Below are 12449 nucleotides of genomic sequence, written 5' to 3' on the forward strand. Positions count from 1 at the left end.
TTTTAATTGATTAACATGTCTTGTTTGAATTTTACTAATCTATTAATTTCAATGGAGCTAGTCTTGGGTCCAATATTTTGGGTCCCATCCCTGAGAATTTTATAGCAAGTGAGATTTTTTCTCCTGAACCAAAAACATGTGTTATTTTTCCTTCTCCAAATGAAGAATGTTCAACTCTATCGTTAACTGACCATCTTTTCCCTGGGGAAGGACCAGAATATGTTTTTCTTACTCCATTTTCACCTCCACTAAGAAAAGACTTTTTATTACTTTGGCGATCAATTCTAGTAAGTCTATCTAGATTTTTTTCTCTTCTCAGTGAAGCCCCACCAGATAATGGGATATCTCCTTGAACAAGATCTTCCGGGATTTCAGAAAGAAATATAGATGCGATAGCAGGTTCTCTCATCCCTCCCCACATTCTTCTCTCAGATGCATGAAAGAGAAATAGTTTTTCTTTCGCTCTAGTAAGTCCTACATAACAAAGTCGCCTTTCTTCCTCAAGTGAAGATGGATCATCAAGTGATCTATAGCTTGGGAATAAACCTTGCTCCATTCCCACAAGACAAACAACAGGAAATTCCAAACCTTTACTGCTGTGAAGAGTCATTAATGTGACGCGATTTGATGCAGTGTCTTTATTATCTACATCGCTTGATAAAGCAGCCGTTGATAAAAAACCTTCTAAATTTGCATCTTCACTTTCTTCCTGATATTGCAAAGCTGCATTCACTAACTCTTGAAGATTGCGCCTTCTTTCCTCTGCCTCATCTGTTCCTGTTGCAATTAATTCACTTAAATAGCCACTTTTTTCTAAAACTAATTGAACTAACTCGGCCGGGCTTGAAGAAAGAAGATTACTTTGCAATTCATTTATAAGCTCACTAAAAATCAAAAGACCTTTAGCTGATCTTCCCGCAAGAGATCTGACAGCTTCGGGGTCATTTACAACTTCCCAAAGGGGAATTTGTAATTGACTAGCAGCATCACTCAATCTTTGAACTGTTGTTTTACCAATCCCTCTTTTAGGAACGTTTAAAACTCTTAGAAGACTGACACTGTCAGATGGGTTAATTAAAAGTCTTAAATAAGCTAGTAGATCTTTAATTTCTCTTCTGTCATAAAAACGCAATCCTCCAACCACAATGTATGGAATACTCCACCGGACTAATGAGTCTTCGATTGCTCTTGATTGAGCATTAGTTCTATAGAGGATAGCCATATCTCCCCAATTTAATTCTGGATTCGATGCGTCTAAAATTCTTAGCCTATGAATGACTGCCTCTGCCTCTGCTATCTCATCGTCACACCTTGTTAATTTGATAGGTTCACCTTCTCCTCTAGTTGCTCTAAGAACTTTATCTATTCTTTCTTTATTGTTGGAAATTAATGAATTTGCTGCTTCGAGAATGGTAGCTGTAGACCGATAATTTTCTTCAAGTTTTACGAGAGTTGAATCATTTATATTGTCTTGATTTTTTTTCCCAAAGTCCTCCTGAAATCCCATTAGTATTCTAAAGTCCGCAGCTCTGAAGCTGTAAATACTTTGATCTGCATCGCCAACAACAAAAACTGATCGATTATTCCAATCTTTAAAAGAAGATGGTTCTTTACCATTGGTAACCAATTGTTTGATTAATTCGTATTGTGTCCAATTAGTATCTTGGTATTCATCGACTAGAACATGTTTGAAACGATTGTGCCAATAAGTTCTAATATTTTCATTTTGCTGTAGTAATTGAACAGGTATTAATAGAAGATCATCAAAATCTAATGCATTATTAGCAGCTAAAGCTTTCCTATAAAGTCTATAAGTTTCAGCAACTAATTTGACTCTCTGACCTTCTTGACTTTTTGACAAATCATCAGGAAGTAAGCATTGATTTTTGGCATTACTGATTGCCCAGCGAACTTTTTTGGGCTCAAATCTTTTAGGGTCTAATTGCAGGTCTTGTGTAACTATTTCTTTGATCAGACTTTGTGCATCTGTTTCGTCGTATATTGAAAACTGCTTAGTCCAGGTCAATCCTTCAGGATCTTTGAACTTGTCAATATCAAAGCGTAATAATCTTGCAAATAAAGCGTGAAAAGTTCCTATCCATAATTCACGGCTGATTTCACGATATATACGATTACGAATTTGTCTTTGTTCTGCTACTTGCAAGGAAGACCAAGGCTTACCATGACTTACATTTGCTAATCTTTTTGCTAAAAGTAATTCAAGTCTATCTTTCATTTCTCTTGCAGCTTTATTGGTAAAGGTGACTGCAAGAATAGAGCTTGGATCAACTTTATATTCAATAATTAAATGCGCAATACGATGAGTAAGTGCTCTAGTTTTACCACTCCCTGCTCCTGCTATAACTAATAATGGACCATGAAAATGATCGACTGCTTGAGACTGAGCTTGGTTTAATCCATTTAAAAATATATTGTTTGATTGTTTCATTTTACAGACTGAAAATACATTAATCTAAATTTAACTTTAGCCAAATTAATAGAGATCATTTTATATGATGTAAGCAGATAAAATAAAGTTATTTTATTAAACTAGAAGTCATATTTTCTTTTTGTTTATTTAGTTTAGAAAGTATTATTTTTATTTGATTAATCTCTGAATGTGAATTAATAATTGAGTTGATTTTTTTTTGAGGCATTTTTAGCTTGTTTGAAATAGTTGCAACCTCTTTTTCTAAACGATTTTTGTACTCGGTTAGTTCCTTAATTGATTCTTCTAACTCTTCTTCTGTAGGACTTTGCATTTTTTGTCTTAACAATAGCTCAAATCAGTGATATCCCATTTGCTTATAAGCTTTTTGAGATAACTCTATGAATGATGTGAGTAGAAATTCTTTTTACAGTTAAGAAGCATTGCGTTCTTAGGTCTCTTTCAGTGAAATTTGACTGTAAGTCTTAAGTTAAATAAGCAATGTCTTTATAGTCATTGCTTATTTAACTTTTTTTTATAGAGCCTAGGTATTCAAAAGATGCTTGATGCGTTCTCTAGAACAGTTGTAAATGCTGACGCCAAAGGTGCAGCAATAGGAAGTGAGGATCTTTCGGATTTAAGAAAGTACGTTTCGGATGCAAATAAAAGAATTGATGCAACCCTCGCAATCACTCAAAATGTTTCTTGCATAGCGTCAGATGCTGTGGCAGGAATGGTTTGTGAAAATACTGGACTTACTCAGCCAGGGGGACATTGTTATCCAACACGTAGAATGGCAGCTTGTTTAAGGGATGGAGAAATTATTTTGAGATATGTAAGCTATGCACTTCTTTCAGGAGATCCTTCTGTTCTTGAAGATAGATGCCTCAATGGTTTAAAAGAAACTTATTTAGCTCTTGGAGTCCCAACTTCTAATGCTATTAGGGCGGTTGAAATAATGAAGATTGCCACAGTTGCAATTATGACTGAGACAAATACAGGAAGAAAAATGTTTAAGGGCATTAATTCTGGCTCAGGAGCACAATGTCAAGATATCGCTGCGGAGGCAGCAACCTATTTTGATCTTGTAATAGAGGCTTTGAGTTGAATATTCAACTCAAATTTCAATTCCTCTTCTAAGTCATTTTAAACTAAATCTTATTAACTCACTATGAAATCTGCAGTTACAACCGTTGTTAGCGCAGCTGATGCAGCAGGAAGATTTCCTAGCATGAGCGATTTTGAGTCGGTTAAAGGTTCTTTTGATAGAGCTAAAGCTCGTCTAGAGGCCGCAGAGAAACTTGCTTCTTGCATTGATAAATTTACCAATCTTGCTGTTGATGCTGTATATCAAAATGGTTCATATGAACAGGCTAATAAAGATAAATGTGTAAGAGATATTCATCATTACTTGCGTCTTATTAATTATTGCTTAGTAACTGGTGGTACTGGTCCCTTAGATGAATGGGGGATATCAGGCATGAGAGAAATTATTCGTATTCAGCTATTGCCAACCGCAGCATATATAGAAGCATTTATTTTTATACGAGATGAAATTAAAATCAATGAAGTCATGAGTCAGCAAGCTGAAACAGAATTTAAAGGATTATTAGATTATTTAATAAATGCACTTGCATAAAAATATATTAATTGAAGTATAATATCTTTTATAGATTTTAAGTAATGGTTGGAAATTATAATGACTAATTCTTTATATTTAGATAAATATATTGAACTTTATAAAGATTTTTTGCATCCAAATCCAAATATAAATTCTAAAGCACTTTTGATATTAAGAAAAGATTTTGAGGTTAAATTTATGGATAATCTTTTAGCTAATCTCAAGGAAAAAGATTTAATAATAAGAAGAAAATCAATATTGGCTTTGGGTAGCTTTGGAAATAAAACTTTAAAATCAATAGTTCCAATTTATATGACTACAAGCAATAAAATTGTTAAAGTTAGCTGCCTTAAAACAATGATCAAAGTTGTCGTTAATTTTAATTTAATAGAATTAACTCAGGAGGAGATGTCAGTAATTGATTTAGCGCTTAAAGATGATTCACCTGAAATAATATTGACTGTTATTTCTCTTTTGAGGCAATTAGGTACAAATGGTAGAAATATTTTGATGAAAACTTGTAGGGATAAAAACTTGTTAAGAGCAAAAGCTTCGATTAGCGCTCTTTTAGAAATGAGAGATCAAACTATTGAAGATTTATTTGGTGAGTTATTGAATGATAAATCTATTGATCCAATGATAAAAGAAGATATTTCAATAGCTAAGATGAGTTAATATTTTATCTTATTTTACAAGCCTTTTAGTTATCGATTTTTTTTATAGCTAATTTAATTATTGCTCTAACATTTTTATCCTGCTCAATCTTAAGGAGGTCTTTTAGTGGATTTATAGCTTCGTTAATATTAAGTTGCATCAACGATAATACGGAAGCTTTTCGAATATCTAAGCTATTATTATTTAATTTTAATATTAAGGTAGAAACTAAAGATTCTATTCTATACAATTTACCAACTAATTTAATAGCTTCAATCTGAACATTTTCATCAGTATCATTAATAGCACTTTCTACTAATTGAATTGCTTCTTGATCTTGAGAGTGTCTAATATGCTCTTCAAGTGCAGAAATTGCAGCTGATTTCACATTGGTATTTTTTGATTTAGCTGCTTTTTTTATTGCATTAGGGGCTTTAGCTCCAATAAATTCTAAACACCAGGCTGCAAGACCATATTGCATTTCTGTATGGTCTTGATTCTCTAAGAGAATGATTAGATGGTTTGCAGCATCCTCGCCAAAAATCGCAATTGCACCAGCTGCGGAGAATTGCACTACAGCATCTGAATCATTGGTAAGTGCTTTTATTAAATGAGGTAAGGCTGTTGGATCTTCAACTAACTTTAAAGTCTTTGCTGCAGCTCTTCTCTGTATTACGTTTTTACTATTAAGAAGTACTTTAATTAACTCAGGTAAAGCGGCAGCACCTACTTGGGCTAATTCTTTTGCATGCATTCTTCTGGCTAGACCATTGTCATCACCAAGGCCTTTGATTAACAACTTGATGTCGGTTTGACGTGATTTTTTCTTACTTCTTTTGTTGTGGTTGCCTCCCTTGTTTTTTTTCTTTTCTTTTTTGTTTGTTAGGTTACTCTCCGAGTGATTATCCACTTTTTTATTATCCACTTGAAAGCTTATTATATAATCTAGATTAAATTATTCACTATAATCTTATTACATGTATTTTCATAAATAATATCCTTTTATATTCAGCATAAATTTTATACTGAATATAATGCATTCATCTTATCTACTAAATACAGATCCTTATATTCAAAGTGCAATACAATCCATTTAATAATCTACCGAAAATCAATAAAACCGATGCTATTAATACTCTTAGAAAACCAATTTCAGAAATTAAGATCTTAGCCGATTATTATAAAGCTGTATTTCACTTAGCAAATTTTCCATGCGAAGAATCAGAACTTGTACTTCTTGACTTTATTAAATATGACTGTGAAAAACTTGAATATAAGATAGCAAGAAGAAAAGCGATAGAAGTTCTTGCTGTTTTTGATTGTAAAAAAGCGATACCCATTATTGCAGATTTTCTAAAAAATGATGATGATTATCTTGTTGAGACAGCTATTTGGTCATTAGGTAAACTTAAATGTAATGATATTGATATTATTAATATCATTTGCTCATTATTATATAAGCAATTTAATAACAAAAGAGTAGTAATACAAACATTAACTAATTTAGGTGTTAGAAAAGAAATAGATAAGATTAGATCATTATCAACTGATACGCAATCTTCTAATGGAGTTAAAGGAGCCTCTCTTGCGGCATTAATAAAACTTTGTGGCGAAGAGGATAAACTTAATGATTTAAAGGATCTCTTGAGACTATCTAATCAAAATGATAGACATTGTGCAGCTCAAGATATTATAAATGCTGGTAATTTGTCTGTTTTACCTTTTTTAATCAAGTCTCCAATTTCTCCATCATTTAAATTACAGGTAATAGACTCTCTTTGGATTGATGAATGTGGATCTCGGGAAAATTTAAATCTAATCAATTCCCTTGATTCAGTTATTATTGATGATCCTAAAAAGATAGATACTTTAGAAATTTATAATTTTGAAAAAGATTTAAGCTTTTTAATAGAGCAGCTTTTTCATACAGATTTTAATAGATGCTATCAATCAATGAAAGAATTAGAAAAATTTCCTTCTGAAGAAGTCTTGTATTGTTTAAATAATAATTGGGATAGAGCTAAATCAGATTATGGGGCAATATATTTCTTTATAAATTCATATAAATTTCTATTAGATCAGCAATTATATGATAAATCTATTTTAGATAAAGTAGATTTTTTATTATCAGATAATTGGCCTAATTATATGAAATTTAAATCTTCAGCAATACAAATATTGGGTTGTTTAAATGAAACTAAATTCTATAATAATATAAATCATTTTATAGATGAGAGGCATACACCTTATTGGAAAAATAGATATACAGCCTTGCTAGTATTGCAAAATAAGAAAATTCATATTAAAAAAGATTACGCTAAATTATTTTTTAATGATAGTCATAGATTTGTGAGATTAAAGGCACAAGAAATTTGTTCTAAGTTAATTCCCCTTTAGTAAAGATAAATTGATGTTCTATTTCCAATTCTCGTCAATAAAACAATCGAAATCATCTATTTTTTTAAATATTAATGGACCAAAGTCTGACCCCCAAATTTTTTTATTAGTTTCTACTTCATATCCAGAATCTTCAGAAATAAGACTTTTTTTATTAACTGTCACTTCACTTTTCACATAAGTTTTATCTTTCCCATATTGTACATAGCATTTACAACCTGATTCTATAGTTCCTGAAAAAATTCCTGGCTTTATTTCTCTAAAATACATAGAACACCCAGACTTTTTACATAACTTATATTTAGATATATTGTCTAGAAGAGATATATCTAAAGCACCACCAGTGAATCTTTCTTTATCTTCAATCTTATGATTAGTTAAAATAAAAAAATCTTTTTCTTGGTATAATTTATTTATAGACTGTCTGTATGGATTCCATATATCGTGTTGATATCTCTGCTCTGAGTAAAACGCAAAACATTTATATGTTTTAAAAAACAATGGCCGAATATGTATTTGAATATGCGCAAAGTTTTTTGGATTATCTAATGCTTGTTTCTTATTACTAAATACTCCTGAAACTATCTTTGCAAATTCAAGTATATTTTTGTTTCCCATCTTTTAGATATATTTTATTTTTTTATATATCGAATTTCCGATGCATAAGATGTTTGCAGGATAGCTAATGAACCTATTGCTCTAGTAACAGAAGATCTACTCCTTAAATTGTTTGAGACAAACCATATTCTTTCTTCTGTACAAATATCACTATAGTTTGAATAAATAATTAGTGTCTCATCAACAAGAATTTTATATGATGATACGACTTGTACTGCTTCAGAGTATCCAATGCTCCTAATTATCTTTCCTTCTGTTTTAGAAATCTCTATTGGAACAAGTATACTTTCTCCAGAAGAGTTTTCTTTTTGATTCTCATCATCCCATTCACTTTTTGCTTCCCAATTAATTAGGAATGCTTTATTTACTGCACTAGTAGTGATTGAATTATCTTTTAGAAATTTAATAACTCTAGAATCGTTGCTTTTAGAACGAAATATTTTTATTTTACTTCTTATTTCTTCAAATTCTTGAAATGCTAGTGAATGTCCGCTTCTCATTGAGTTCCATTCCCCAACGCTTTTTAAAAAAAAATCTTCAATATTCATTACTTTATTTGAGTTTGGATTAATTTATTTTTAGACAATTAAATAATTTGAGAAATGTCACTCGTAGCGAAAGCTTTTGTTATGGATGAAGTTTCTAGAAAACTTTTTGTTTTAAAACCAATTGGAGAATTCCATGGCCTCATATATGGAACTATATCTTCACCAAAAACATTATTATATTCATCAGAATCTATTAGAAAATCAATATGAGCCTCAAAACCTAGGTTATTTATAATATTAGAACTTAGAGTTAGTTCGACTTGACTTTTGATGGTCCTACCAAGAATATGCTTATATCTTAACTTGATAGATTTATATTGGCTAATACTATCAAAGTAGAAATTTCTATAAATAATTGATTTGCAAATTCTTCTTGTAAATTCTCTTACGGTGATATCACCATTTCTTAGTTTCCTTTCAATATCAATTGGACGCTCCGATTGCATTAAAGATAAGTTTCCAAAGATATTTTTATATAATGCATTGATTGCTACAAGTAATGCATCATCATCATTAGGAACAAATTCTTTTATTTGAAGCATATTTATTCCAGCACTTTCTTTATTTGGTATTTTGTATTTATAACTTTCAATTTTATCCCTTCTGTAACTGCTCATGACTTTGTTATTAATTAAGTTTTCGAATTGTTTAGGTTTGGTTTTAGATGTGACTGTGAATTTTTCTTTTTCTCCTGGCATGGATACTCCTCTTATATGTAATCCATAGGTTGTTTTTTTACTTCCAGACACTCTGCTTTTATTATACTTAACTGGATTTTTATTAATAGATTCTGCTCCTATTTTGAACGCTTTAAATGGAATACTTGACATATCAATATTTAGTACTAAGTAAGTTTAACAATATAAAGAGAATAAATATAAATTTTTTCTTTTTAGTTACCTATATTATTTGATTTCTTAATAAATCGTTTTGAATTCAATGGCTTTTCTCTTGAGTTGCGGAGACTCTATTTTTATTAAATCCAGCGATGGTTGCTAGTGCAAACACTCCAAGTAGTGCGCCCCCAAGCATTAGTCCGGCGCCCTGACTTACGCCTGCTCCAACAGCAACAATAATTGAATCACTTATTAATAAACTGATTATTAGAGCGGGCGTAAAAAGCCTCCAACGTGTTCCCCCTATCCCTAGGGCATAGCTTAAAAAATCAAAAAGTCCAGTCATTAGTAGTCCAGTCATTAGAAAGAAATTTCCTTCTAGTTGATTTTGATTAAAACTCTCAATTCTTTTCATGGCTTTTATGCCAACTAATTTCCGAACAGGAGCACGCCCGAAATTTCTAGCTATAAAAAATGCTAACTGGCAGAAAATTAGGTCAGATATAAATATAGTAAGATAGCCTGTTTTGAAACCAAGTAATGATCCAGCTAAAAGTGAATAAACTGAGCTAGGCAATGCTGGAAGGATTACGCTTATGCCTCGAAGTATAAGAATTCCCAGAGGTGCCCAAATGCCCATTTCTTTAACGGCACTTCTTAATGGTTCAATTCCATACGTTTGAATTAAGAAGACAAGTAAAATGAAAGCACCTGTGAATAATGCAATAGAAAGGAACTTTTTTAATTTTTCTTTTTTCAAATTGAACTCCTAGCTATAGAGGATAAGCTCTTAAAAGATTTCTAATTTAATTATCTTATTTAAAATGTGTTTGATTTAGTTAATCCATAAAGATTTACGTGACATGAAATTAATCAATTTCATGATTTTTGGCACGATACTAAATAAAATTGTAAAGCGTGAAATTTATGCCCACATCTCCTTTGAAAAACTTGGTTACTGGAGGAGCTGGCTTTGTGGGTTCTCATTTTGTTAATAGCTTAATGAAGTCTGAAGAAAAAGTTATATGTTTGGATAATTTTTTTACTGGTAGTAAAGAAAATATTGAACATTGGATTGGGCATCCATCTTTTGAGCTTATACATAATGACTTTACCGCATCAATCAAGCTTGATGTAGATAGGATTTGGCATTTAGCTTGTCCAGCTTCTCCAATTCATTATCAATTTAACCCTATTAAAACAGCTAAAACGAGTTTTCTCGGAACTTACAATATGCTTGGATTAGCGAGGAGAGTTGGCGCTCGAATATTATTCGCAAGTACTAGTGAAGTTTATGGCAATCCTTAAATACAACCTCAAACAGAGGAATATAGTGGAAATGTAAATCCCATAGGAATTCCTAGTTGTTATAACTAGGGTAAAAGTGTCGCCGAATCATTGTGTTATGACTATATGAGAATCCATAAAATAGAGATAAGAATTGCCAGAATATTTAATACTTATGCTCCTAGAATGTTATTAGATAATGGAAGACTTATTAGTAAATATTTATTGTATGGTAATCAAACTCGAAGCTTTTTTTCATTTATGACTTGATCGACAGTTTAATTTTATTTATGAATTCTTCAAATACAGGCCCTATAATTTAAGTAACCGAGAAGAATTATCTATTCTTGAAATCGCAAACTTAGAAAGAAGTACATCTATTAAAAAAGTAAATCTAAATTTTTTAATAGGACTAGAAGATGATTCTTTAAAAAGAAAACCTTCAATTAGTCTTGCACAGAAAGAATTGGGATGGAACCCAAAAATCAAGTTTAATGAGGGATTGGAAATTACACGTGAATATTTTCAAAAAAAAAATTACTCTGCGAAAAATCAATAATCAATTATTTTTCTATATTAAGATTTGATTAGTAAAATGTTATAATAAAAAATATTTTATTTTTTTAATCATAATAAATCCATGAATCCAAAGCAAGTTATTGAGGAGATTATAGTTACAGGTGCCGCAGGTTTTATAGGAGCAGCTTTGGTAAAAGCTCTTCTTTCTTTTGATTTTAAAGTTATTGGTATCGATAATATAAATGATTATTATTCTACTTCATTAAAAAGAGCAAGATTAAAGGAAATCGAGAAATTCTCTGAGAAAAAAGGGGAATGGATTTTTCATGAAATTTGTATTGAAGATAATAAAGTATTATCAGAAATAATTAACAGATATAGTCCAAAAAGTTTTGTTCATCTTGCAGCTCAAGCTGGTGTTCGCTATTCAATAACAAATCCTTCTGCTTATATACAAAGTAATCTAGTAGGTTTTGCTAATGTACTTGAAGTGTGTAGGCAGAACAAAATTCCCCATTTGATTTATGCCTCTAGTAGTTCTGTATATGGTGGTAATAAGAATCTTCCTTTCAATGAAGCGCAAGCAGTAAATCATCCAGTAAGTTTATATGCTGCAACTAAGAAATCTAATGAATTAATGGCCCACACCTATAGCCATTTATATGATTTGCCAACGACTGGTCTTCGCTTCTTTACTGTTTATGGGCCTTGGGGTAGACCAGATATGGCCCCAATGATTTTCGCGAGATCAATTTTAAAAAATGAGCCAATTAAAGTATTTAATCAAGGAGAAATGCAGAGAGACTTTACTTATATTGATGACGTAGTGGAGGGGATAATCCGATGTTGTTTTAAGAAGGCTACTATTGATGATGATTTTAATCCACTTATTCCAAATCCTTCTACTTCATCTGCACCTTATAGGATTTTTAATATAGGTAATTCAAGTCCAATTCAGCTTACATATTTTATAGATTTATTGGAGAAGAGTTTAGGAAAGAAAGCAATAAAAGATTTCCAACCCATGCAGCCTGGAGATGTTGTTTCTACTGCAGCAAAGATGGACTTGCTTAATTCATGGGTAGACTATAAACCAACAACTTCTATAGAAAAAGGCATTCAATTGTTTTCAGAATGGTATTTAGATTATTTTAAAAATATATCTTAAGAAAATAATTTCTTCATCCTTTAGTATAAATTAGTAAAGACCTAATAATTTTATCCTGAAGAGAGCTATTCTTTTGGATTCGATTGGATTTTCGATTAGGAAAGGATGGGTTTCAATTTCCTGAAAAGCTATTTTAATTTTCTCTTCTATGTTTTTATCTTTATCTTTTCCAGTAACATTTTTTTTCCATGCATCATCAAATGCCATAGCAAAACTATCGGCATTATTATATAAATTTTCATTAGAAGAATGTGAATTCATAAGTGGAGGCTTAAATGCTTAGTTGATTTAATATACCAAATAAGATTATTAAAAACAGGCATGGTTTTGTAACTTATTTAAGCATTATTTGATTTATTTGATAAATTTTAGC

13 protein-coding genes and 1 pseudogene are annotated in these 12449 nt (G+C 31.1%); 6 read left to right on the forward strand and 8 right to left on the reverse strand.

Annotated features, from left to right (window positions below; all coding sequences use genetic code 11):
* Nucleotides 1-34: 34 nt before the first annotated feature.
* Nucleotides 35-2449, reverse strand: coding sequence for an ATP-dependent helicase (locus tag O5633_RS10240; RefSeq protein ID WP_269609604.1), 2415 nt, complete (start codon nucleotides 2447-2449; stop codon nucleotides 35-37).
* A gap of 88 nt (nucleotides 2450-2537) precedes the next feature.
* Entirely contained in the window at nucleotides 2538-2762 is a 225-nt protein-coding gene (locus O5633_RS10245) for a hypothetical protein (protein WP_269609605.1), read from the reverse strand.
* 225 nt (nucleotides 2763-2987) lie between these two features.
* Here O5633_RS10245 and O5633_RS10250 point away from each other — a divergent pair, with 225 nt between their 5' ends.
* The 3 genes from O5633_RS10250 to O5633_RS10260 all read left to right on the forward strand — a co-directional run bounded on the left by O5633_RS10250 (nucleotide 2988) and on the right by O5633_RS10260 (nucleotide 4724).
* Nucleotides 2988-3536, forward strand: coding sequence for a bleomycin hydrolase (locus tag O5633_RS10250; protein ID WP_269609606.1), 549 nt, complete (start codon nucleotides 2988-2990; stop codon nucleotides 3534-3536).
* 63 nt (nucleotides 3537-3599) lie between these two features.
* Nucleotides 3600-4067 (forward strand): bleomycin hydrolase, encoded by a 468-nt coding sequence (locus tag O5633_RS10255; RefSeq protein ID WP_269609607.1) that lies wholly within the window; start codon nucleotides 3600-3602, stop codon nucleotides 4065-4067.
* A gap of 60 nt (nucleotides 4068-4127) precedes the next feature.
* Entirely contained in the window at nucleotides 4128-4724 is a 597-nt protein-coding gene (locus tag O5633_RS10260) for a glycosyltransferase (protein ID WP_269609608.1), read from the forward strand.
* A gap of 25 nt (nucleotides 4725-4749) precedes the next feature.
* Here O5633_RS10260 and O5633_RS10265 read toward each other — a convergent pair whose 3' ends face one another.
* Nucleotides 4750-5613: a HEAT repeat domain-containing protein gene (locus tag O5633_RS10265; protein WP_269609609.1), complete on the reverse strand. Its 864-nt coding sequence runs from the start codon at nucleotides 5611-5613 to the stop codon at nucleotides 4750-4752.
* Nucleotides 5614-5780: 167 nt separating this feature from the next.
* Here O5633_RS10265 and O5633_RS10270 point away from each other — a divergent pair, with 167 nt between their 5' ends.
* Nucleotides 5781-7100: a HEAT repeat domain-containing protein gene (locus O5633_RS10270; protein ID WP_269609610.1), complete on the forward strand. Its 1320-nt coding sequence runs from the start codon at nucleotides 5781-5783 to the stop codon at nucleotides 7098-7100.
* Nucleotides 7101-7118: 18 nt separating this feature from the next.
* Here O5633_RS10270 and O5633_RS10275 read toward each other — a convergent pair whose 3' ends face one another.
* The 4 genes from O5633_RS10275 to O5633_RS10290 form a co-directional block, all read right to left on the reverse strand.
* Nucleotides 7119-7718 (reverse strand): chromophore lyase CpcT/CpeT, encoded by a 600-nt coding sequence (locus O5633_RS10275; RefSeq protein ID WP_269609611.1) that lies wholly within the window; start codon nucleotides 7716-7718, stop codon nucleotides 7119-7121.
* Nucleotides 7719-7732: 14 nt separating this feature from the next.
* A complete protein-coding gene (locus O5633_RS10280; RefSeq protein WP_269609612.1) occupies nucleotides 7733-8266 on the reverse strand; it encodes a phycobiliprotein lyase in 534 nt (177 codons plus the stop codon).
* Between the two features lie 38 nt (nucleotides 8267-8304).
* On the reverse strand, nucleotides 8305-9096 hold the full coding sequence (locus O5633_RS10285) for a phycobilisome rod-core linker polypeptide (RefSeq protein WP_269609613.1): 792 nt from the start codon (nucleotides 9094-9096) through the stop codon (nucleotides 8305-8307).
* Between the two features lie 106 nt (nucleotides 9097-9202).
* Entirely contained in the window at nucleotides 9203-9862 is a 660-nt protein-coding gene (locus O5633_RS10290) for a TVP38/TMEM64 family protein (RefSeq protein WP_269609615.1), read from the reverse strand.
* 167 nt (nucleotides 9863-10029) lie between these two features.
* Here O5633_RS10290 and O5633_RS10295 point away from each other — a divergent pair.
* Nucleotides 10030-10948: pseudogene (locus tag O5633_RS10295) on the forward strand (GDP-mannose 4,6-dehydratase).
* Between the two features lie 81 nt (nucleotides 10949-11029).
* Nucleotides 11030-12076, forward strand: coding sequence for an NAD-dependent epimerase/dehydratase family protein (locus O5633_RS10300; protein WP_269609616.1), 1047 nt, complete (start codon nucleotides 11030-11032; stop codon nucleotides 12074-12076).
* Between the two features lie 30 nt (nucleotides 12077-12106).
* Here O5633_RS10300 and O5633_RS10305 read toward each other — a convergent pair whose 3' ends face one another.
* Complete coding sequence (locus O5633_RS10305) at nucleotides 12107-12337, reverse strand: hypothetical protein (protein WP_269609617.1); 231 nt, start codon at nucleotides 12335-12337, stop codon at nucleotides 12107-12109.
* Nucleotides 12338-12449: the final 112 nt, after the last annotated feature.

Source organism: Prochlorococcus marinus str. MIT 1013 (assembly GCF_027359395.1).
In the GTDB taxonomy this organism is placed as follows: Bacteria; Cyanobacteriota; Cyanobacteriia; order PCC-6307; family Cyanobiaceae; genus Prochlorococcus_B; species Prochlorococcus_B marinus_E.